This window comes from Parafilimonas terrae (assembly GCF_900115755.1).
Lineage (GTDB): Bacteria > Bacteroidota > Bacteroidia > Chitinophagales > Chitinophagaceae > Parafilimonas > Parafilimonas terrae.
Genome location: NZ_FOXQ01000012.1, coordinates 124,469 through 147,314 on the forward strand (window position 1 = coordinate 124,469; position 22,846 = coordinate 147,314).

A 22,846-nucleotide genomic window follows, 5' to 3' on the forward strand; every position below is an offset into this window, starting at 1 on the left:
TATTCAACAATACAATATCCAATGTTCAATTAATAGAAGCTAATTGCGTATTCCTGCCCGCCTGGAAGGCGGGGGATATTGAGCATTGATTATTTATAGCTGATTTACACAGCTTAAGTATGCTATATAAATTTATTATGATTACCGCAGCGTTTCAAATACATGTTTTGCGGTGCTCCAGAATTCATCCAGTGCTGTAATGCGGGGCTTAAAAAATGAAATAAGTAACGGCCAGTCTTCCCGCTTAAAAATACTTACTTTATATAGTTCGGTATAAATACGGCTAATGCATTTCCCCTGCTCATCATTCGTATGTAATTGCCATGTCCATTCTTCATTTAATGCATTACTTAATAAAGCATGCATTTGCTCAAATTGCTCATAATACAAAGCCTGCAGGCCCGCATCTTTATGCGTTAGTTCTATTGCTATATATGCCTTTTTATTATCAGCCTGCATCCTGAAATAAATATCTTTTTCACCGGTTTTATAATTTATCCAGTTTATCCGTTCTCCTTCAGCAGAAAGAACAGGTTGCATATACTGTCCAAAGGCTGTCCAGAATTGTTGTTTTAACTGAGCGGATTCTTGCTTCGAATACATGAAAAAGATATTTTAAGGTTTACAGGTAAGACAAAATAGTGCAGATAAAAAAGGCTGTTTCTTTTCAGAAACAGCCTTAAGCATATAAAAGTTGTGCACTTATTCAAATCTTAAATCCAAACCTAAGCCGCGTAACTCATGCACCAATACATTGAATGATTCAGGAACACCGGCCCTGGTAATATTATCACCTTTTACAATAGCCTCGTATGTTTTTGCACGGCCAATAATATCATCAGATTTAATGGTGAGCAATTCCTGCAGGATGTTGGCAGCACCATAAGCTTCAAGTGCCCAAACTTCCATTTCACCAAAACGCTGACCACCAAACTGTGCTTTACCACCCAGCGGCTGCTGTGTAATTAAGCTGTAAGGCCCAATGGAACGTGCGTGCATCTTATCATCAACCATGTGGTGTAATTTAAGCATGTAAATAACACCCACCGTAGCTTTCTGGTGAAAACGTTCGCCGGTTTCGCCATCGTACAGGTAAGTATGACCCATTGACGGAAGACCTGCATCTTTACATTTCTGCTCAATTTCATCTGTTGAAGCACCGTCAAATATCGGCGTTGCAAACTTGGCACCTATCTTCTTGCCAACCCAGCCAAGAATCGTTTCATAAATCTGGCCGAGGTTCATACGGCTTGGTACACCAAGCGGGTTCAGCACAATATCAACCGGGGTGCCATCTTCCATAAACGGCATGTCTTCATCGCGAACAATTTTGGCAACAATACCTTTATTTCCGTGGCGGCCCGCCATTTTATCGCCCACTTTCAGCTTACGTTTTACAGCGAGGTAAACTTTAGCCAGTTTCAATACGCCTGCAGGCAATTCATCACCTATGGAGATATTGAACTTTTCTCGTTTGTAGCGGCCCAGTTCTTCGTTGTATTTTATATTGTAGTTGTGTAATAAGCGGTTGATTAACTCATCAACTTCTGCATCGCCTGTCCAACCCAGCGGGTTTACATTCTGGTAATCAATAGAACCAAGGTTCTTTGCATTGAACTTAGCTGTTTTGCCAATCAGCATTTCGCCAAAATTGTTGGTAACGCCGGCAGAAGATTTGTCTTTCAGAAGCGTTTGCAATTTTTCCAGCAGCACTTCTTTCTGGTCGTCCACATTCTTTTCATGAACTTTCTCTACTTTTTCAAGCAAAGCTTTTTCACGCACTTTACCATTTTTATCTTTCTTGGCACGCTGGAAAAGCTTTTTATCAATCACCACACCCTCTGTTCCGTTAGGCGCTTTTAAAGAAGCGTCTTTAGCATCGCCGGCTTTATCACCGAAGATAGCGCGTAACAATTTTTCTTCGGGCGTAGGATCGCTTTCACCTTTAGGTGTGATCTTACCGATAAGAATATCGCCTTCGCGTACATGAGCGCCAATGCGTATAATACCATTTTCATCAAGGTCTTTGGTAGCCTCTTCAGAAACGTTTGGAATATCCGGCGTTAATTCTTCTTCACCAAGCTTGGTATCACGTACTTCCAGCTCAAATTCATCAATATGGATTGAAGTGAAAATATCATCGCGAACCACTCTTTCATTTATAACAATGGCATCTTCAAAATTGTAACCTTTCCACGGCATAAATGCTACCTGCAGGTTACGGCCTAATGCAAGTTCCCCATCTTTTGTAGCATAACCTTCAGTAAGGAAGTCGCCGTTTTTCACCACCTGGCCTTTCTTTACAGCAGGCCTTAGAATGATGGAAGTTGATTGGTTTGTTTTGATGAATTTGGTCAAACGGTATTTTACCAGGTCATCTTCAAAGCTTACCAGCCTGTCAAGGTCATTACGTTTGTAACGAACATGAATTTCTTTAGCATCAACATATTCAACCACACCATCACCATCTGCGTGTATCTGGATACGGGCATCGCGGGCAGCTTTTCCTTCCAAACCCGTACCTACGATTGGCGCTTCAGGATTGATTAACGGAACTGCCTGGCGTTGCATGTTCGATCCCATTAATGCACGGTTGGCATCATCATGCTCCAGGAATGGAATCAGCGAAGCACTTAAACCAACGATCTGGTTTGGTGCAACGTCCATATATTCAACTTCTTCCTTTTCAAGAATAGGGAAATCGCCCGTTTGGCGGCTTGCAATCCTGTCTTCAACAAAGTTTCCTTTATCATCAAGCGGTACATTATTCTGTGCAATCTTGGCGGTATCTTCTTCTTCGGCACTCAGGTAAGTAAGCTTTTTCATATCCACTTTACCATCATTTACTTTATGGTAAGGGGTTTCGATAAAGCCCATTTCATTAATGCGCGCATGCACACAGAGCGTAGAAATTAAACCAATGTTTGGTCCTTCCGGAGTTTCAATTGTACACAAACGGCCATAATGCGAATAGTGCACGTCACGAACCTCAAAGCCTGCACGCTCACGGCTTAAACCACCGGGGCCGAGGGCAGAAATACGGCGTTTGTGGGTAATTTCTGAAAGCGGGTTAGTTTGATCGAGGAACTGCGATAACTGCGATGTACCGAAGAATGAGTTGATAACGGAAGAAAGCGTTCTTGCGTTGATCAAATCAACCGGGGTAAATACTTCATTATCACGCACGTTCATTCTTTCACGAATGGTACGGGCCATACGTGCCAAACCAACGCCGAATTGCGCATACAATTGTTCACCAACTGTACGAACGCGGCGATTGCTCAAATGGTCAATATCATCAATTTCTGCTTTCGCATTGGTTAAGCGAACGAGATATTTAATGATTTCGATGATGTCTTCGCGTGTTAAAACTTTTGTTTCAAGTTTAGTGGTTACCTCTAATTTCCGGTTGATTTTATAGCGGCCAACTTCACCCAGATCATAACGTTTATCGCTGAAGAATAATTTATCAATAATACCACGTGCAGTTTCGTTATCCGGAGCATCAGCGCCGCGTAACTGGCGGTAAATATGCTGAACGGCTTCCAGTTCACTGTTAGAGGTATCTTTGTTTAATGTGTTATATATAATTGCGTAATCGCCGCCTACATCTTCTTTCTGAATAAAAATGCTTTTAACATCGAGTTCAGCAATCATTTCAATGGCATCTTCATCCAGCACTGTATCGCGTTCCATCACAATTTCATTACGCTCGATGGAAACTACTTCACCGGTATCTTCATCCACGAAATCTTCCACCCAGGTCCTTAATACACGGGCTGCCAGTTTTTTGCCAACATAAGCCTGTAAAGTTTTCTTATCAGCCTTTACTTCATCAGCCATCCCGAAAAGTTCAAGAATGTCTTTATCGGTTTCATAACCGATAGAACGCAATAAAGTTGTAACCGGAAATTTTTTCTTACGGTCGATGTAAGCGTACATTACATTATTAATGTCTGTAGCAAATTCCATCCAGGCACCTTTGAACGGGATTACCCTTGCAGAGTAAATTTTTGTACCGTTGGGGTGAACAGACTGGCCGAAAAATACACCAGGTGAACGGTGTAACTGGGAAACCACCACGCGTTCAGCGCCGTTAATAACAAATGTACCGCGGGGCGTCATATAAGGAATATTTCCAAGGAACACATCCTGAACGATGGTCTGGAAATCAACGTGCTCTTCATCGTTACAGCTTAAACGCAGTTTTGCTTTAAGCGGAACAGCATAGGTGAGCCCGCGTTCCATACACTCTTCGATGGTGTAACGTGGCGGGTCTATGAAATAATCCAGGAATTCCAGCACGAAGATGTTGCGGGTGTCAGTGATAGGAAAATTTTCCTTAAACACTTTAAACAGCCCTTCGTTATTACGTTTATCAGGCGTGGTTTCTAACTGGAAAAAATCTCTGAATGACTCTAATTGAATATCCAATAAATCGGGAGACTCAGCAAGGTTTTTTGTTTTACCAAAGCTGACTCTGTTTTGCAATTTAGTTGATGACATATCTTAATTGATAGTTTTTCCGGAAAAATAAAATGGGACAGAACTTACGGGTTCTTAAGGCATTAAAAAGCAAACAATTAATTAACCTCACTGCCGCTTTTAGCCAACTGCCCAAATAAAGGACGGCAAAGGTAAGTATAATACTGAAAATGAAAGTAAAATTTTAAATGTGGAATGAATCCGCGAAGTTAAAAAAATTATAATTAAAATTTTCATCAATGCTATTAAACTTTAAAAGTTAATCCTGACTTAACCTTAAAGCCAAAACTTATCCCCTTAAACTGATTAATAATCAAATACAGATAGTGCATCTCGCTTTTGATCTAAGCAGTCACTTATAATAATATTTACAAAAAAGGCCTGCCCTAAAAAGAGCTGGCCGTTGCTAACCTATGAAAAACACCAAGTTAAATATAATTAAAACCGCGAATTGGGTTTTCGTTTATTATTCGTTTTGTTTGGCTTACTATTAGAATTATTTTCCTTTTTTGGGCGCTGCAACTGATTTTGAGCCGGTTTACCTTGTGATTGCTTTTGCTGGCGGTTTCTTAGCTCATTTCGCAGGGCGTTATTAAACTGCTTATCAGTGGTGTAAACTTTGTTTACACGCTGGCTATTGTTTCCTAAAACCTTTCTAAAGTTTCCTTTATAACGCTCCTTAATTTCAACAACCTTCTTTTCGAATGCAACTTCATCGTCAGGGTATCGGTTCCTTGCCTGCCTGATTTCGTTAACATAGTTATTATATACGGGCCAAAAACGCTGCGCTTCTTGCGGTGTGAGATTTAATTCGCGGGTCATATAACCCATTTTTACCACCTCTACCCTGTTATTATCATCTCCATCAGAAGATTGCGCAAGGCAAAAATAACTATGGAAGCATAAAAACAACAATAATGTAAATATTTTTTTCATGATTCTCATCTTTATATACCCTCTTCTTTTTTCAAGTCCTCTCCTTCATTTAAATATTGCCGTATCTCATCGTCGGGTATATCTTTTATAAGGATCTGTATGTCTGTATTTTGATTTTGAGGCTGATAATCTGCGCCTACGCCCGTAAAAACAGCCATACTGTTGTTTTCATTAAGGTAGGACTCAATTTCAGAATCGCTTATATCCGCTAATTGCTGCTGAATATCAGCTTTTGCTGCGGCAGCAACAGGCTGCGTAATTTGGGCAGGCCTTGTGTTATTCCCTGAAATAAAAAAATATCCGCCTCCAAACAAAACAGCTCCTATGCAGGCTGCAGCCGCATAATTTATCCATCTGCGGGGTTTGCTGCCAATAGAAATTATTTTAGCTGACGGTTCATTTTTACCCGCATATTTTAAAGGAGCAAGCTCATCAAAATATTTTGGAGGCAGCGAATACAGGTTCTCTCTTGATATGGTATTCAATAAAGGAGAAATCTCTTCCAGTTCCTGCTTTACATCATTATTTTTTTGGGCTTTTATCTTTTCGATTACCTTGTTAGCAAATTCATCAAAGTATCCGTCAGGAACTCCAAAAACCTCTCGTTTGCTGCCTGGCAACTGCAGAGAAGGAGCATTTATTTTATCAAGAATTATATCGGGAAAATTTTCAAAATAATTTTCAGGCACCGTATAAGGATTAACAGCAGTTAGTTCACTTACAAAAATATTAGCTATTACATGAGAAGAAAGATTACTAAAATAACCTTCCGGCACCGAATAATAATTTTCGTTGTTTGCCTGTATCAATGTTGCAGCACCGGCTTCTTTTAATTCATTTAATATGTTAATATTTGTCTGCATCACTTTTTTTTGACCCTTATATAGCTAAACCGTTTAATTATTTTTAATAAATTCCTCTATTTTTTTTACTGCATGATGGTAACTTGCCTTCAAAGCACCTTCGCTGGTTTCTAAAATCCGGCTCATTTCCTCGTAAGGCATCTCATCATAATATCTTAAATTAAAAACAAGTCGTTGTTTTTCAGGCAATTGCTGTATGGCCAATTGAAGTTTCCACTCCAAGCGGTTGGCGTCAAAATTCTTATCAGCTACAACCTTATTGGCCAGACCGCTTTCAACATCGCTGAGGCTAACAGCGCTTTTTTTCTTCTGTTGTTCAAGAAACGTGAGGCTTTCATTGGCTGCTATACGATATAACCATGTATAAAGCTGGCTGTCTTCCCTGAAATTTTCGAGGCCGTTCCACACCTTTATAAAAACATTTTGCAGCACGTCGTTGGCATCATCATGGTCTATTACCATTCTGCGCACATGCCAATATAATTTCTCCTGATACTTTTTTATAATAGCTGTAAACGCCCTTTCCTTTGTATCCGGCTGCCTGAACTGATATAACAAATCCCTATCTTCAATTTGCATGCAGGGTTATTTTAAATAAAAAATTTAAAACCTGTTTGTTTGATAATGCCTTAATTAAAAAGTTTAATAACAATTATGCTAATTAATTTAAAACGGCATTTTGCGCTTTAATCAGTTCTTCGTCTTCCTTAATCTTAAGCTCCCATTCCCATGCCGTACGCATCATATCATCAAGGTCATATTTGACGTCCCAGTTCAAAGCTGATTTCGCAAGATCGTTATTGGCATAAATAGCTACCACATCTCCCGGCCTTCTCGGGCCTAACCGGTAATTTAGCTTTCTGCCTGACACCTTTTCAAAGGCAGCTATAGCTTCCAGTACTGTTACGCCGTTACCACTTCCCAAATTAAAGACTTCACAGGCAGATTCATTTTTTTTATTGATGAGGAATTCCAAAGCAAGCGTGTGTGCATGGGCAATATCGCAAACATGAATATAATCACGGATGCAACTGCCATCCCGGGTTGGATAGTCTGTGCCATGAACCGTCATTTCCTGGATTTTACCGATGGCACATTGTGTAATGGCCGGAACAAGGTTCTGCGGCCTTCCCAAAGGCAGCTCACCAATATGTATGGAAGGATGAGCGCCAACCGGGTTAAAATAACGCAGTAATATGGTATTACAAGCCTGCACTTTTGAAAAGTCTTCTACAATCGTTTCACCCATTTGCTTGGTGGCGCCGTAAGGAGATTCTGCTTTTTTAGTGGGGGAAGATTCTGTAACCGGTATCTTATCGGGGTTTCCATATACAGTGCAGGAAGAAGAGAACACAAAATTCGGAATATTAAATTCCTTTGCACATTTAAGGATGTTTACAAGAGAAAACAGGTTATTTTCATAATACATTAATGGCTCTGCAACGCTTTCGCCAACTGCTTTATAGGCCGCAAAATGTATAATGCCCTGTATATCTTCATTTTCCTGGAAAACAGCACGGGTTTCATCAAAATTTTTAAGGTCAACATTGTAATTTTTGATTTTGGTACCCGTTATTTTTTCAATGCCATCGAGCAGGTAAGTGCCCGAGCGTGAATTATCGTCAATTGAAATTACTTCATAGCCATTTTCCAGCAAATCAACCACGGTATGCGCGCCAATATAGCCGCAACCTCCTGTAACCAGTATTTTTTTCATAGTAAAAAATATGGTTGCAAAATAATGAAACTAAGCAGAAAAGAGATGGAAGAACCAATATAATCCTGCCGCTAACAGTGCACTTACAGGTATAGTTAATATCCAGGCCCAAACGAGGTTTATAGTTATACCCCAGCGAACAGCACTTAAACGTTTGGTGGCGCCAACGCCTACTATGGAACCTGCGATTGTATGCGTAGTACTTACAGGGGCTCCCAGATTGGCAGCAGTAAATAAGGTAATAGCACCGGCAGTTTCAGCCATTACACCTTCAAGGGGCGTAACTTTGGTAATTCTTGAACCCATTGTTTTCACAATTCTCCACCCGCCGCTCATGGTGCCAAGACCAATGGCCGTATAACACATAAAAGGCACCCATGAAGGTATCTGGCTAATATCAGGAATTACATTTTCAGCTACCATAGCAGCGCCGATAATCCCAATAACTTTTTGCGCATCACTTCCGCCATGCCCAATACTGAAAGTGGCAGAAGAAACCAATTGCAGCCGTTTGTACATATTAGTGGTTCTGGCAGCAGTTTCGCCCCTGAAATGATTATAAAAATAAGATGCAAGAAAAATAATGCCCAATGCCAATAATCCCCAAAACTCGAAAGGCTTTTTAAAGTGAATGAATACGAGACAGATTGTTAATGTAGCAACGATTATCGATATTTTAAGCCAAAAGTTTCTTTGTATTGTTACCAGTGTTATGAACATGGATATGATCATGCCGATTACAGGGGCCAACAAAATGAAAAGTATAGTAAGGCTTATACCGCCGTTTAAAGACCAGTTAATGCTGTCAAAACCTGAATGTGCAACAGCTGCGCCCGCAAACCCGCCGATTAATGTGTGGGATGATGAGGAAGGAATGCCATACCACCAGGTAAGCAAATTCCAGATAATGGATGCTATAACGCCTGCCAGCACCACGGTTAAATCGTATGAGCCGCTGTTTACAGTTTTTGCTACTGTGTTAGCCACTTCATGGTCGCGGAAAATAAAATAGGCAACAAAGTTGAAAAACGCCGCCCATATCACTGCCTGGAATGGCGTGAGCACTTTTGTGGATACAATGGTGGCAATGGAATTTGCTGCATCATGAAACCCGTTAATATAATCGAATAATACTGCAAGGATTATGATTACAATTAATAATGTGGACATGCGATAGGATAAGTTTCGTTTAAATAACTTAAGAATACTTGATAATGATGGTTTCTATCGCATTGCCTGCATCTTCACATTTATCGGTTGCTGTTTCCATGGCATGATAAACTTCCCTTTTCTTTATTAGCATCTTTATATCCTGTTCAAGATCAAAAAGGCGCTCAACGCTTAAATCATAAATATCATCCGCCTGGTTTTCTATGCTGTTTATTTTAACCAATGCTGTTGTCATAGCCTGCAGGTCCCGCATATTTCGCAAACCCCGCACAGCGGTTTTTAATTCCTGCACCCCAAACGAAATAAGGTTAGCCAGTTTAATTATGCCTTCATCGTCGTTTGTAATATTATAAAAGGTCATGCGCTTTGCCGAAGCATAGATATAATCGGCAACATCATCAAGCGCAGTAGCCAGAAAATGAATGTCTTCCCGGTCAAAAGGGGTTATAAACGTTCTGCCAAGCTCTGTATAAATACGGTGTGTAATGTCATCGTTTTTATGCTCTGCATTTTCAATTTCACTTAATATAGCAAACCGCTTATCCCGTTCCCTTTCTACAATAAGTTTCTTTAGCAGCTCGCCCATCTCATAAACCGTATCAACAACTTCTTCAAAAAGTGAATAAAAAATCCTGTCCTTAGGCTGAAAAATTTTCATGAAGGAATTAAATGCCATAGCTCAGTTTTTGCAAAAATGAAGGAATACATGCCATCCCGCCCGCAATATTGAATTGGTAATAATTTCTTAACATTAGCAAATTAATACACATTCACCACAAAACTTAAAATCGGGGAACTTTCTAAGGATATGTATTATTTTTTTTCGTTTTGAAAAAGGTATGCGTATTTTTTTAAATATTGAAAACTTAGCATTATATGCACAAACAAAACAATTGCGTACACAAGAAAGAAATAAGATGTTACCCTGATGTAATTCTCAAAGTCAGCTTTGTTCATTTTAAATTCAGCACCTGCATTCTCCTTAGCCTGGGCTGTAATTTGCTGCAGCATTTCCGGGTGCATTAAAAAAATCGTGCACTGTACTATCATTAATAAAGAAAATACGGTGCTGGCAATTGCATTTACCCTAAGCCAGTCCTTAGATGATTTTCCCAGAAATCTTTTGCCATCAATCCCCCTTATTAAGAAATTAAGAGAGGCGAATGTGTAAATGGCAATACAGGCAATTAAAAAAAGAGGAAGAAGCATAGCCGGGTTAGCAAATGCAGCCCTTATTAGTAACAATACTGCTATGGAAAACAAAATAGCCATGGGCATCAGCAAAAAACTTAATATGCGATATATGGTAAGTTTCATTATTTTTCTTATTTATCACTGCCAGTTATAGTTTCTTAAAATAGAATTTTTAAAATGTACTCACAAATGAGCCGGATAATTTTATATCCGGCTCATTATTCAGTATCTAACTATTTTAATAAATTAAACCCTTTAAAATCAGGGAGCGAAGTTATATCAACTTTCCTAAAAATCAGCAGCAGTAAACCTGCAGCTTATTATAAAATTTCTTCAATTTTTCAGAATAAATATCCTTCATTTCTTTTTTCAAGCAGCAAGCATATCCAACCATCTTTTTCAAGCTTATGCTTTAATTCAAACTTTGTATTGCCGGCAGCTTCCATGATAATTTTTTCGTCTTCTTTTAAAAGACCGCTTAATAAAAGAAGGCCGCCTTCTGCCAGTTGAAGATTAAACAAGTGAAAATTTTCCTGTATAATATTACGTGTAATATTGGCAAGAATAATATCAAACATTCCTTCAGCATTTGCATTGTCTGCCATTTTCAGTTCTATGCCATCAATGTTGTTATTAATAAAATTCTCTGCTGCATTTTCTATACTAAAACTGTCGTTATCAATAGCCACAATTTTTGCTGCGCCAAGCTTATGTGCAAGAATAGCCAATACACCCGTGCCGGTGCCAAAATCCAAAACAGTTTTATTATTGAAATCCATTGCCTGCATTTGTTGTATCATCATAAACGTAGTGGCATGATGCCCGGTGCCAAAACTCATTTTTGGCGTTACAATAATTTCATGCTGTATATTTTCTATGGGTTGATGAAATGAAGCCCTTAAAACGCAATCACCAATTATCATCGGTTGAAAGTTCGACTCCCATATATGGTTCCAGTTTACATCGGGCAATTCGGTTACCAAGTAGTTTAATTGCATTTTTTCAGCCAGGTTTTGTAACATTTTTTCATCGTATAAATCAAGCGGAATAAATGCTTTTAACTGGCGCGCCTGTTCTTCAAAACCTTCATAATGCATTTCGGAAAGCAACGCAATTAATATCTCTTTTTGTTCTTCGGCCAGGGCTTTAAAGCTTATTTCAATATAATCCATAACCAAAATTATTTTCACCAAATTTCAAACGAATATCCATGCAATAACAAACGTAAGTTTTATTTCAAAATGTTAAATACACAAAAACATATTTTATAAATGAATAAAAATTCATTTAATTTTGCGGCGTGAAATTGAGAGATGAAAATAAAATAGCCCGCATTTATAAGGCAACTTTAAAACTCGTTAAAGCTACAGGCCTTTCAGGCGTAACCATGCAGGCTGTGGCTAAGGAAGCTAAAATTGCAACAGGCACATTATATATTTATTTTCAGAATAAAGAAACATTAATTGCAAGCCTTTTCCAGGCATGCATAAAAAATTCGCAGGGCAGCTTTTTTAAAAATTATGATGCAAAAGCGCCCTTTAAGGTTGGATTTCATACCATTTGGCTTAATGTATTGCATCACAGGCTTTTACGATTTGAAGAAAGCCTTTTTATAGAACAGGCATTTCATTCCCCATATATAGATGAGCAGATAAAAGTTGAAGCAAAAAAAATGTTTGAACCTTTGAAAGAACTATTAGCCCGCGGAAAAAAAGAACACCTCGTAAAAGATGTTGATAATTTCTGGCTCACCGCTTTTATGATTGGAAGCATCAACGAAATTTCCAGGAGGGTAAATTATTATAACAAAAAACTTAATCCCGAAGTAATAGACCTGAATTTCCAATTATGCTGGGATGGCATTAAAGCATAACTCTTTTTAATTTAAACTGAATATATATTCATTATTAATACAATATATGAAGCATAAAAAATATATACGGCTGGCCTTAGTGTTTGTTTTATTTTCTTTTATTAAGATAAATGCGCAGGAAAGTAAAACGCTTACTTTAAATGAAGCCATTGAATTAGGCATTAAAAACAGCAAGCAGTTAAAACTAAGCCAGGCAAAAATTGATGAGGCCGTTGCATCCACCAAACAGGCAGCAGAAGCAAGATTGCCTGAAGCAAGCATAAGCGGTTCGTATTTACGATTAACAAAGCCCAACGTTAATTTAAAAGGTTTTGGAAGCGATAGCAGTGGCGGTTTTACATCGCCAACCATTTCACAGGCATTATATGGATCGGCGAATGTTTCATTGCCCATTTATGCAGGTTCAAAAATTAAGTATGGCATTGAATCTGCGAAATATCTTGAACAGGCAACAAGGCTTGATGCCGAACATGATAAGGAAGCGGTAACGCTCAATATAATTGCTGCTTATATTAATTTATACAAAGCCAGTGCATCAGCGAAGGTGGTAGAGGAAAATCTTGAACAATCGAGGTTGCGCGACAGCAATTTTGCAAGCCTTGAAAGAAATGGCTTGCTTGCAAGAAATGATATGCTGAGGGCACAGTTGCAAACATCCAATTTTGAACTGGCGCTTGTGGATGCACAGAACAGCATACAGCTTGCCACCGTTAATATGAACATATTATTAGGCCTTCCGGAATCAACAAAACTGGCAGTAGATTCAGCCAGCATAGCAAGGCCCGTCGAGCTGCAATCAATTGAAGCATACGAAGCCTCCGCCGATACCGGCCGCAACGATGTACAGGCGCTTGATTATCGAAGCAAAGCAGCAGATGCAGCTATCAAAATAGCCAAAGGCGATTATTATCCAAGCCTTGCTTTAACGGGCGGCTATGTGGCTGCACATGTTCCAAAACTGCTTACAATAACCAATGCCGTTACGTTTGGCCTTGGCGTGAAGTATGATATCGGCTCATTATGGAAAACAAAATCAAAAGTGCAGCAGGCTGAAGCCAGAGCAGAGCAACTGGAGATAAGCAGGGACATAATGACGGACAATATTCACCTTGCCATTAACCAGGCATATCAAACATATTTAACCGATATTAAAAAGATAGAAGTAAATAATAAAGCGGTGTTACAGGCAAATGAAAATTACCGGATCAGTAAAAACAAATATGATAACAGCTTGTTGCTGTTAACCGATCTGCTTGATGCCAACGTTGAGCAGTTGCGCGCTAATCTTGACCTTGAAGTATCAAAGGCCGATGCAGCACTTGACTATTACACATTACAGCAAACAGCAGGATTGCTCAAATAATATAATTTAAAAAAACTATTCAAGACTGATATAATTATGGCAACACAGGAAACCGGCAGCAACGCTGCTCCCAAAAAAAGAAGCAAAGCATTTTTAATTGTGCTTATACTGCTGGTGCTTGCAGGCGGCAGCTTTGGCATAAGCAAATACATACATTCCCTGCATCATGAAGAAACAGATGATGCGCAGGTGGAAGCGCACATCAATCCGGTAATCCCCAAAATTTCGGGATACGTAACAGAAGTGCGGGTAAAAGATAACCAGCGCGTAAAAAAAGGTGACACATTACTTATGCTTGATGACCGCGATTTCAAGCTCCGGCTGGAACAGGCTGAAGCAGCCCTGGCTACTGCTGAAAGCAATCTTACATCAGCAAAAGCAAGCACCAATGCTTCTGCCGCAAACATTGCCACATCGCAGGCCGCAATAAGCGCCGTTGATGCACAAATAGAAGCTGCCAAAGTAAATGTATGGCGCACCACGCAGGATTATAACCGTTATGCCAATCTTATAAAAGATCACTCTGTTACGCAGCAACAATATGAGCAGGCGCAGGCTGCAAAAGAAACAGCAGAAAAACAATTACTGGTATTACAGCAGCAGAAAGCGCAAGCTGCAAGACAAACCAATGCGGTTAGCTCTCAAAGCAATGCTACATCAACTCAAATAGGGCTTGCCAATTCAACCATCAAGCAACGCCAGGTGGACGTAGATGATGCAAAACTTAATCTTTCTTACACCGTTATCACAGCTCCTGCTGATGGCATTATTTCAAAAGTGAATGTGCAGGAAGGCCAGTTTCTTTCAGCGGGCCAGGCCACTTTCAGTATTGTACAGGATAATGACATTTGGGTAGTTGCCAATTTTAAAGAAACACAGTTTGATGATTTGAAAATCGGCCAGAAAGTTATTGTGGAAGCAGATGCGCTTCCGGGCCATGAGTTTGAAGCAAAACTTGCTTCGTTTTCACCTGCAACCGGTTCACGTTTCGCTTTATTGCCGCCGGATAATGCCAGTGGAAACTTTGTAAAAACAGTTCAGCGTTTACCGGTTAGAATTGAATTTACAAATCCACAGGATTCACTGGTAAAACAATTGAAGGCAGGCATGAACGTATATGTGGATGTGCATTTGGATTAATGCCTGAACCGGGACTTATAAGATTAAAACGATTAACAGGATTCATTTGAATTTTTATTTATTGGCCGCATTTCTTCATTATATAAAGTATAAGCGTTTCAGTGGCTTTCAAAATGTCTAATCTCAGCATAATAAATCATTGTAAATAATAACCTGTTAATCTTCCGCAATGGAAAAAAATAATTAAATGGAACAACAACAATCACTGGTTGAATATGGTTCGCGGCGGGTTATTATTACCATCACGGCTGTATTTTGTGCGCTGCTTGAAATTATTGATACAACCATTGTAAACGTTGCATTGAATGATATGCGCGGCAGCCTTGGCGCCACGCTTAGTGAAGTAAGCTGGGTTATTACCGCTTATTCAATTGCCAACGTTATCATCGTACCAATGACAAGCTGGTTATCGCAGCAGTTTGGAAGAAGAAATTATTTTGCCGCTTCTATCATCATATTTACAGCTTCTTCTTTTTTATGTGGCAATGCATCGGGCATTGGAGAGCTTGTAATTTTTCGCTTTATACAAGGCCTTGGCGGCGGCGCTTTATTAGTAACATCACAAACGATCATCACAGAAAGTTATCCGCCTGAAAAAAGGGCAATGGCGCAGGCTATTTACGTGCTGGGTGTAATTATTGGCCCAACGCTTGGCCCGCCGCTTGGTGGTTATATAGTTGACCATTATGCATGGCCATATATCTTCTACATAAATATTCCTGTTGGGATTATTGCCGCTTTGCTTACACTTCAATACGTAAGAAGCCCTAAATACGGCGAGAAGCGCCCTGCAAGCCAGGTGGACTGGTTGGGTATTTTCCTTTTAACTGCTGCAGTGGGCTCATTACAATATATATTAGAGAAAGGACAGGAAGACGACTGGTTTAACAGTAAGCTTATTATTGTATTAACGGTTATTACCTGTTTTGGGTTTTATGGTTTTATATGGCGCCAACTGGTTTATAAATACCCGATAGTTGAGTTAAGGGTGCTGCGAAATTCCAATTTAAGGATGGGCGTTATATTATCTTTTGTACAAGGTTTTGGCCTGTTTGGTTCCACATTTATTATTCCATTATATACACAAAGTATTTTAGGTTGGGATGCCACACAATCAGGCTTATTAATGATCCCAAGCACATTAACCGTTGCGTTTATGATGCCGATAATAGGGCAGTTGATACAACGCGGCGTTCCGCAAAAAATATTGATTTCTTTGGGCATGGCTATCTTCTTTATTTATAGTTTAATGACTTATAAAGTAATGACGCCACATACAGCCGGCGAAGACTTTTTCTGGCCTTTAATGGTACGTGGTGTTGGCTTGGGATTATTGTCTGTACCTATTTCCACCCTGGCGCTTTCAACATTAAAAGGCCCTGAAATAGGCCAGGGCGCTGCATTTTCGGGCATGATGCGTCAATTGGGCGGTTCGTTTGGGGTAGCATTGATTTCAACTTATTTAACAAGGGATATTGTGCACCACAGAGGCAATCTTGTAGATCATCTTAACATCTACGATCCGGCAGTGCAATCAAGGGTGCAGGCAATGGCTGCAGGCATGCAGGCAAAGGGCATGCCACCTAACATTGCTTTGGGCACGGCTTATAAAATGATTGATGGCTCCGTCTCGGTGCAGGCCACAGTGTTATCCTATATGGATATATTCCTGTATATAGGCTTTATGTTTCTTGTATTTGTGCCAATAGTGCTGATCTTTATAAAAAATTCAAAAACCAAAATGAGCATGGCGGATGCAGCACATTAAAACTGTGCTGCATCCGTAAGTACCTGTAACCCGCAACCATTCAAATTATATTTTTAATTATGGCAAAGATTATTGTAGTTACAAATTTTTCAGCATCATCACGCAACGCTTTGGAATATGCATGTAAATTTTTACATAATCCCACAACAAGTGTTTTGTTGCTGAATATTTTTAGTTTTCCTGCATCGCTTACAGGCGATGCCATTGCTATAGCAGCCATGAGCGAGATATTATTGAATGATGAAAGAAAGTTGCAGCAGGAATATGAATGGGTAAAGAATAATTACCCTGAAATAAATATAAAAGCTGAAATGGTTACGGGTGTTTTTATTGATGAATTATATGCAAAAGCAAAAGAAGAAAACACCTCTTTTATTATACTCGGCGCAGATGGGCGGTACAATGAATTGCTTGCATGGGATGTAAATATTGTAGATGCTTTTATTGATCTTGATATTCCTGTATTGATTGTGCCATCTGTTATAAATTATAAGCCGGTACAAAAAATTGCATTTGCCGTAAATTATTACCGAAAAAATTTACAGATGCCGGTGGCGATGATCAAGCGCCTTATCAATTTTACAAAGGCGCGGTTATATGTTATTAATGTTGTATCGCCTAATGAAGTGGTTGATGAAATTGCATTGGGTTATAAAAAGGCTGTACAGGATGACCTTGCCGAATTATCTCCTGTTTATTTTGAACCTGAATTTAAAAACCTTTTTACTGCTATTGATACATTTACTGCAGAAGAAAACATAGATATGCTGCTTGTAATACCCACACGCCATGGCTTATGGCATAAGGTCTTTCAGCAGGATCATACAACAGGAATTGTTAACCTGAACCGCCTGCCTGTTTTATCATTAAGACAGGAAAAGGATTTTATTTAAACTTCCGGTTTCACATTTATTCTTTCATTATTTTCAGAGCAATATCTGTCTTATATGCCGGTGCCGTTAATGTTATCGGCTCATCGTGCGCCTGAATGGTTGTTGAAGATAGTATGTTTCCTGAAACAGGATCGATCCATACAACTTTATAATTATTTGAAGGCAGATCAAGCTGCAACTGAAGATTATTTTCACCCTTTATATGCGCAGCATATTCTTTTCCATTATTGCATAAAATTTTCACAGAAGCATCAGCAGATGAAACATCTTTAATAACACTGCTATCTGGTTTCAGGTGTATGAAATCAAGCGATGTAATAAAATCTTTTAAAACAGCTAACTGCCTGCGTAATGCAATGCTGCCGCCACCTGGCTGATCTTTATGATATTTAAAAGTTCCATCTTCATAACCTGCCACAAAGGAGTAATCGAGGTTATTGAATAAGGCGCCGCCAGCAAGCATAAACTGCCAGGCTTGTAACCTGTAAACGGAATCCGCAATACCTGCAAAACCTGTTTCATTACAGCCAATCACTTTATTCAGATAATAATTTTCAGCGGCGGCAACAGGTAATGCATAATGAAAATTAAACACTGATATAAGGCTATCAGGTTTTGTTATCAAGGCAGCGTCGTTTGCTATATTTTGTGTTATGAGATGTTTTTTTGGAAGATGCTTTTCTGTACTGTCGATAATAGTTGCGATGAAATGCTGCCACTCTAATGTTACGCCTCCAAAATAAGGCTCATTGATTATTTCATACATAAGGTTATCATAGCTGTTTAATTCTGTAACAACTTTACTTACAAATTTTGCCTGCAAAGCATTAATGGCCCTTGTCTTGGAACTAACAATATATATATCTGTTCTTTCAAGCCCGGTGGCAATTTTATTAATATTATTGGCATCATTCAGTGGGCTTAATTTCCATTGAGTACTATCATAAAAAGGGCAAAAAAATGTAAGCTCCACAATAACATTGTTATCACGGGCCATCGACATAAACTTCTTAAGTCTTGTAAAATAAGCAGCATCCCATCTTGTTAAATCAAACTTATTACCACCGTTTGCATAACCGGGATTATTGCTTCGGGCATACGGGCATATAAATTTCATTGGCAAAGGCGCCAATGTATTTCGTTCAATATTAAAAGCGCCCGACGGTTCAACATATAGGGCGCCAGTGAATAAGCGGGTGAGATTTAAGCCATCTTTATGAAGCGTTGCCAGGTATTTATTAAAATCAAAATCCAGGTTTAATAATGCACCATAATGTTCACCTGAAGTAACTAAAACAATAGGCTTATTTTGATATGTAAAATAGTGCGGGTTTTGTGCATTTAATGCAACAGGGATATTTTGTGCAACGGCAGTATTAACAATAAGAATTAATATGGCTAAAATAACTTTCATACTGTCTTTTTATTGAAGAATAAAAATACTATTATGAAAATATGCGCCGGTTATTAATTTATATATATTATGAAATAAAATAAGGCAGGTTGATTTGCGGTTGCAAATTATTGCCTGCCTTTTATAACAAAACCTAATAACGTTTGAATGTATATCGCTCAATGCTCTTGCCGGTATAATAAGTACCAATAAAAGTATTATTGCCTGCAAAGCTTATATCATCAAAATAAAGATCAAGTGAATAACCTTTTCTGTTACTCATTGATGCCTGGAAATCCTGGTGCAGATCTGTATAATAATTTCCGTATTCATCATAATAGCCATCAGAAATATAAGATGTGTACCAGTTGCCCTGCATAAAAGAATACCCGTCGTCGTATTGTGCGTTGCCGTTGTCATAAAAGGTCAATACACCATCGATACCGGCGTTAAATGAATACCATGTATTTCCATATAATTCAGATGCATCATACAGGTACCATGAACCTGCAAGCGGATTAACAACGGGCTGCGGCAGTGTTTCCACTGTTTTAATACAAGAGGTGAAACTAAAAATTGCAGCGGCAATTAATGTGATAGATAAAATTCTTTTCATGTTTATATGTTTAATGTTGATCTATAGTTTACAAGTCTATGCGCTCCTGTTACACTCCTCCGAACATCTACATCAAGCAACTTGAAAATTCATTAAACCGTGAACTTGTAAACTTTATAATAGGATTGCAAAAACACTTGTAAGTTTTTACAGCATTCGTTAAAAAATATAAAAATGATATGACTGCGTGCTAGTAATGCGGTCACATTACCAGCAACTCCGTTTGATATAGTTTCTTTGATTATTTAAAGCAGGTGACAACAAAAACCTTGCGGCTGTGTCATGCAATTACATCTTATGAAAGTTTACAACTAAGTACAACACTTTCATGGCTTCGACATGGAGCTTGCCTTTAATCTTATTGAAAAAATAATCGCAGGTAATTTTAGTATTGAAGCGATACCTGCCTTGTTATCCCAGCATTTATTATTCAGATGCGCTGGCCCGGCCATTTACCGGTGGCACTTCTATAAACTTTGCCGTAATGCTTTCTTTAGCTTTTTTTAAACCGGCAGGAATGCCAGCATAAACAACATTACCACCTTTATCACCGGCTTCAGGGCCCATATCTATTATCCAATCGGCAGTTTTAATTACATCTGTATTGTGTTCAATTACAATAACAGAATGCCCCTGGTCAATCAATGCACTGAAAGCGCCCAACAATTTTTGTATATCATGAAAATGAAGGCCTGTTGTTGGTTCATCAAAGATGAATAATATATGCCCTGCACCTTTGCCCTTCCCCAAAAAAGAGGCAAGCTTTACACGCTGTGCTTCACCGCCGCTGAGCGTATCGCTGCTTTGGCCAAGTTTTATATAACCTAAACCAACTTCCTGCAAAGGCTTTATAGCTTTTGCAATAGCAGTTCCATCTTTATCAGCAGAAAAAAATTCAATGGCATCATCAACACTTAATTCCAATACATCATAAATATTTTTGCCCTTATAAGTTACTTCGAGTACTTCTTCCTTAAATTTTTTACCGCCGCAAACTTCGCAGGTTAAATGCACATCTGCTAAAAATTGCATTTCAACAATTTGTTCGCCTTCACCTTTACAGGTGTCGCAACGGCCACCATCAACATTAAAAGAAAAATGTTTGGGCTGAAAACCGCGCAGCTTGCTTAAATGTTGTTTGGAAAACAGGTCGCGTATTTCATCGTAAGCTTTAATATAAGTTACAGGGTTACTGCGGCTGCTTCTTCCAATAGGGTTCTGGTCAACCATCTCAACCTGTGATATATAGTCAACATCACCTTCAAGGCTTTTATGAAAACCTGCCTTTTCACCAAATTCACCTTTTAACCTACGTAAAGCCGGATATAAAATTTGTTTTACCAAAGTTGTTTTACCACTGCCGCTTACACCACTTACAACACACAATACATTCAGCGGAAATTCAACATCAATGTTCTTTAAATTGTTTTGCCTGGCGCCTGTTATTTTCAGTGAATGTTTTGAAGTACGCAACTTCTTTGGAACAGGAATTTTTAAATCGCCCCGTAAATATTTGCCTGTAAGACTTTCTGGATTTTTAATAATAGCATCATAATCACCTTCAGCTACTACTTCGCCACCAAGATGTGAAGCCAGCGGCCCCATATCAATTATGTGTTGCGCTTCCCGCATCATCATTTCATCATGTTCTACCACCACAACCGTATTGCCCTCATCGCGCAATCTTTTCAAAACACTTATCAATCTTTCTGTATCCCTTGCATGCAAACCAATAGAAGGTTCATCAAGAATATATAATGAATTGGTAAGATTGCTGCCCAGGCTGCGCGTAAGCTGAATGCGCTGGCTTTCGCCGCCGCTCAAAGAATTTGCCAGGCGGTTTAAAGTGAGGTAGCCCAAACCCACATCCAGCAAGGTTTGCAGCCGCTGATGTATTTCAATTAAAATACGGGTGGCCACTTTTTTATGATAATTACTTAACTGTAAATTATCAAACCATTTTTTTAAATCGTTCACCTGCATTTCGCAAAGCTCGCCAATATGTTTACCGCCAATCTTTACATACAAAGCTTCTTTACGCAAACGGTAACCTTTACAATCGGGGCATTTGGTGCGGCCACGATAGCGGCTTAATAAAACGCGGTATTGAACTTTATAAAGATTCTGTTCAACCTCTTTAAAAAAATCATCAATACCATATACGCCGCTTTGACCTGTCCATAAAATATTGTATTGTTCATCGGTTAAATCGGCAACAGGTTTATGCACAGGAAAATTAATAGACCTTGCTCCTTTCACAAATTGTTCGCGCCACCAGCCAAGCTTCTCTCCTTTCCAGGGAGCAACGGCGCCATCATAAACGCTCATACGCCGGTCTGGAATTACGAGCTCAGGATCTATTCCCAATACCTGGCTAAAACCTTCGCAGGTGGGGCAGGCGCCATAAGGATTATTAAATGAGAACAGGTTGGGAACCGGCTCTTCAAATACAATTCCATCCAGTTCAAATTTATTGCTGAACGGAATGATTTCAGCTTCATTTATTTGAAGCAGCATTTCACCATCGCCTTCATAAAAGGCAATACCAATGGAATCATTTAAGCGATGTATATCATCTTCATCAAATTCCTTTGTAATAATCCTGTCAACCAGCAGGTAAACAGAAACTGCTGCCTTGAATCTTTGTTTAAGCGTTTTATCATCTTCTTCCAGCAAATCTTCAATGCGTATAATTTCAGAAGTTGTATCTGTATTTTTTTTGGATTGACGAGCTGCAGCTTTTTTATCAGTAAAATAAATTCTTGAAAATCCTTTTTGCAAAAGAATATTCAACTCTTCACGCACATCTCTTTTCGCATGTTGTTTAAACGGAACGAGAATGTAAGCCTTGCTGCCCAGCGGTAATTGTTGAATAGCTTTTAAAACATCGGGTATATCATCTTTCTTCACTTCCCTGCCGCTAACAGGTGAAATGGTAATACCTGTTCTGCCATAAAGCAAACGCAGGTAATCGTAAATTTCCGTCATGCTGCCCACAGTGCTGCGTGGCGTGCGGGTGATAACTTTTTGCTCAATGGCTATGGCCGGGCAAAGGCCTTTGATAAAATCAACATCAGGCTTTACCATTCTTGCCATAAACTGGCGCACATAAGCGCTGAGGCTTTCTGCATAGCGCCGCTGGCCTTCGGCAAATAATGTATCCATGGTTAAAGATGATTTGCCGCTGCCCGAAACGCCTGTAACCACTATAAATTTATTGCGTGGAAATGAAACCGAAATATTCTTAAGATTATGAACCCTTGCTCCTTTTATGAATATATTTTCAGGTAGGTTTTTCTTTTGGATCAGCTTATCTGTTTTAGTGCCTGCCTCGCTTAAACTCATATAATTTCCCTTTGCTGCTTAATTTACTAAAACGCCGAAATTACACCCTTCAAAAAACTTTTTCAACAAATATGATTTGGGGATTTCACT

Annotated in this window: 18 protein-coding genes; 5 read left to right on the forward strand and 13 right to left on the reverse strand. The window is 39.1% G+C overall.

Going from position 1 to position 22,846, the window contains the following annotated elements:
- Nucleotides 1-141: 141 nt before the first annotated feature.
- From BM015_RS17170 to prmA, 10 genes are all read right to left on the reverse strand, one after another.
- Nucleotides 142-603, reverse strand: a complete 462-nt coding sequence (locus BM015_RS17170; RefSeq protein ID WP_090661469.1) for a DUF4268 domain-containing protein — start codon at nt 601-603, stop codon at nt 142-144.
- Nucleotides 604-702: 99 nt separating this feature from the next.
- The gene (gene rpoB, locus BM015_RS17175) at nt 703-4,506 is read right to left on the reverse strand and encodes a DNA-directed RNA polymerase subunit beta (protein ID WP_090661472.1); all 3,804 of its coding nucleotides are present in this window, start codon (nt 4,504-4,506) and stop codon (nt 703-705) included.
- Between the two features lie 417 nt (nt 4,507-4,923).
- Nucleotides 4,924-5,421: a hypothetical protein gene (locus tag BM015_RS17180; protein ID WP_143075910.1), complete on the reverse strand. Its 498-nt coding sequence runs from the start codon at nt 5,419-5,421 to the stop codon at nt 4,924-4,926.
- Between the two features lie 11 nt (nt 5,422-5,432).
- Nucleotides 5,433-6,284, reverse strand: coding sequence for a hypothetical protein (locus tag BM015_RS17185; protein ID WP_090661478.1), 852 nt, complete (start codon nt 6,282-6,284; stop codon nt 5,433-5,435).
- A 33-nt stretch (nt 6,285-6,317) separates the two neighbouring features.
- Nucleotides 6,318-6,863 carry an RNA polymerase sigma factor gene (locus BM015_RS17190; protein ID WP_090661480.1) on the reverse strand — a complete coding sequence of 182 codons (546 nt, stop codon included), beginning with the start codon at nt 6,861-6,863 and terminating at the stop codon, nt 6,318-6,320.
- Between the two features lie 82 nt (nt 6,864-6,945).
- Nucleotides 6,946-8,001 (reverse strand): UDP-glucose 4-epimerase GalE, encoded by a 1,056-nt coding sequence (gene galE / locus BM015_RS17195; protein WP_090661483.1) that lies wholly within the window; start codon nt 7,999-8,001, stop codon nt 6,946-6,948.
- A 30-nt stretch (nt 8,002-8,031) separates the two neighbouring features.
- Nucleotides 8,032-9,171: an inorganic phosphate transporter gene (locus BM015_RS17200; protein ID WP_090661485.1), complete on the reverse strand. Its 1,140-nt coding sequence runs from the start codon at nt 9,169-9,171 to the stop codon at nt 8,032-8,034.
- A 28-nt stretch (nt 9,172-9,199) separates the two neighbouring features.
- Entirely contained in the window at nt 9,200-9,847 is a 648-nt protein-coding gene (locus BM015_RS17205) for a DUF47 domain-containing protein (protein ID WP_090661488.1), read from the reverse strand.
- 137 nt (nt 9,848-9,984) lie between these two features.
- Nucleotides 9,985-10,488: a hypothetical protein gene (locus BM015_RS17210; protein ID WP_090661564.1), complete on the reverse strand. Its 504-nt coding sequence runs from the start codon at nt 10,486-10,488 to the stop codon at nt 9,985-9,987.
- 218 nt (nt 10,489-10,706) lie between these two features.
- Nucleotides 10,707-11,537, reverse strand: coding sequence for a 50S ribosomal protein L11 methyltransferase (gene prmA, locus BM015_RS17215; RefSeq protein ID WP_090661638.1), 831 nt, complete (start codon nt 11,535-11,537; stop codon nt 10,707-10,709).
- A 128-nt stretch (nt 11,538-11,665) separates the two neighbouring features.
- Between prmA and BM015_RS17220 the strand changes: the two genes are divergently transcribed.
- The 5 genes from BM015_RS17220 to BM015_RS17240 all read left to right on the forward strand — a co-directional run bounded on the left by BM015_RS17220 (nt 11,666) and on the right by BM015_RS17240 (nt 17,402).
- A complete protein-coding gene (locus tag BM015_RS17220) occupies nt 11,666-12,238 on the forward strand; it encodes a TetR/AcrR family transcriptional regulator (RefSeq protein WP_090661568.1) in 573 nt (190 codons plus the stop codon).
- A 46-nt stretch (nt 12,239-12,284) separates the two neighbouring features.
- Complete coding sequence (locus BM015_RS17225; RefSeq protein WP_090661571.1) at nt 12,285-13,601, forward strand: TolC family protein; 1,317 nt, start codon at nt 12,285-12,287, stop codon at nt 13,599-13,601.
- A gap of 36 nt (nt 13,602-13,637) precedes the next feature.
- Complete coding sequence (locus BM015_RS17230) at nt 13,638-14,741, forward strand: HlyD family secretion protein (protein WP_090661574.1); 1,104 nt, start codon at nt 13,638-13,640, stop codon at nt 14,739-14,741.
- 187 nt (nt 14,742-14,928) lie between these two features.
- Nucleotides 14,929-16,509 (forward strand): DHA2 family efflux MFS transporter permease subunit, encoded by a 1,581-nt coding sequence (locus BM015_RS17235; RefSeq protein ID WP_090661577.1) that lies wholly within the window; start codon nt 14,929-14,931, stop codon nt 16,507-16,509.
- Nucleotides 16,510-16,568: 59 nt separating this feature from the next.
- Nucleotides 16,569-17,402: a universal stress protein gene (locus BM015_RS17240; protein ID WP_090661580.1), complete on the forward strand. Its 834-nt coding sequence runs from the start codon at nt 16,569-16,571 to the stop codon at nt 17,400-17,402.
- Between the two features lie 16 nt (nt 17,403-17,418).
- On the opposite strand, the gene BM015_RS17245 is transcribed toward BM015_RS17240, so the two are convergent.
- The 3 genes from BM015_RS17245 to uvrA form a co-directional block, all read right to left on the reverse strand.
- Complete coding sequence (locus tag BM015_RS17245) at nt 17,419-18,816, reverse strand: cellulase family glycosylhydrolase (protein ID WP_090661583.1); 1,398 nt, start codon at nt 18,814-18,816, stop codon at nt 17,419-17,421.
- 133 nt (nt 18,817-18,949) lie between these two features.
- Entirely contained in the window at nt 18,950-19,411 is a 462-nt protein-coding gene (locus BM015_RS17250) for a hypothetical protein (RefSeq protein ID WP_090661586.1), read from the reverse strand.
- 426 nt (nt 19,412-19,837) lie between these two features.
- Nucleotides 19,838-22,756, reverse strand: a complete 2,919-nt coding sequence (gene uvrA / locus BM015_RS17255; protein WP_090661588.1) for an excinuclease ABC subunit UvrA — start codon at nt 22,754-22,756, stop codon at nt 19,838-19,840.
- Nucleotides 22,757-22,846 lie beyond the last annotated feature (90 nt).

Bases quoted from the DNA above. Each gene is read 5' to 3' on its own strand.
- BM015_RS17170 (WP_090661469.1), bottom strand. From the start codon at position 603: ATGTATTCGAAGCAAGAATCCGCTCAGTTAAAACAACAATTCTGGACA.
- rpoB (WP_090661472.1), bottom strand. From the start codon at position 4,506: ATGTCATCAACTAAATTGCAAAACAGAGTCAGCTTTGGTAAAACAAAA.
- BM015_RS17180 (WP_143075910.1), bottom strand. From the start codon at position 5,421: ATGAAAAAAATATTTACATTATTGTTGTTTTTATGCTTCCATAGTTAT.
- BM015_RS17185 (WP_090661478.1), bottom strand. From the start codon at position 6,284: ATGCAGACAAATATTAACATATTAAATGAATTAAAAGAAGCCGGTGCT.
- BM015_RS17190 (WP_090661480.1), bottom strand. From the start codon at position 6,863: ATGCAAATTGAAGATAGGGATTTGTTATATCAGTTCAGGCAGCCGGAT.
- galE (WP_090661483.1), bottom strand. From the start codon at position 8,001: ATGAAAAAAATACTGGTTACAGGAGGTTGCGGCTATATTGGCGCGCAT.
- BM015_RS17200 (WP_090661485.1), bottom strand. From the start codon at position 9,171: ATGTCCACATTATTAATTGTAATCATAATCCTTGCAGTATTATTCGAT.
- BM015_RS17205 (WP_090661488.1), bottom strand. From the start codon at position 9,847: ATGGCATTTAATTCCTTCATGAAAATTTTTCAGCCTAAGGACAGGATT.
- BM015_RS17210 (WP_090661564.1), bottom strand. From the start codon at position 10,488: ATGAAACTTACCATATATCGCATATTAAGTTTTTTGCTGATGCCCATG.
- prmA (WP_090661638.1), bottom strand. From the start codon at position 11,537: ATGGATTATATTGAAATAAGCTTTAAAGCCCTGGCCGAAGAACAAAAA.
- BM015_RS17225 (WP_090661571.1), top strand. From the start codon at position 12,285: ATGAAGCATAAAAAATATATACGGCTGGCCTTAGTGTTTGTTTTATTT.
- BM015_RS17230 (WP_090661574.1), top strand. From the start codon at position 13,638: ATGGCAACACAGGAAACCGGCAGCAACGCTGCTCCCAAAAAAAGAAGC.
- BM015_RS17235 (WP_090661577.1), top strand. From the start codon at position 14,929: ATGGAACAACAACAATCACTGGTTGAATATGGTTCGCGGCGGGTTATT.
- BM015_RS17240 (WP_090661580.1), top strand. From the start codon at position 16,569: ATGGCAAAGATTATTGTAGTTACAAATTTTTCAGCATCATCACGCAAC.
- BM015_RS17245 (WP_090661583.1), bottom strand. From the start codon at position 18,816: ATGAAAGTTATTTTAGCCATATTAATTCTTATTGTTAATACTGCCGTT.
- BM015_RS17250 (WP_090661586.1), bottom strand. From the start codon at position 19,411: ATGAAAAGAATTTTATCTATCACATTAATTGCCGCTGCAATTTTTAGT.
- uvrA (WP_090661588.1), bottom strand. From the start codon at position 22,756: ATGAGTTTAAGCGAGGCAGGCACTAAAACAGATAAGCTGATCCAAAAG.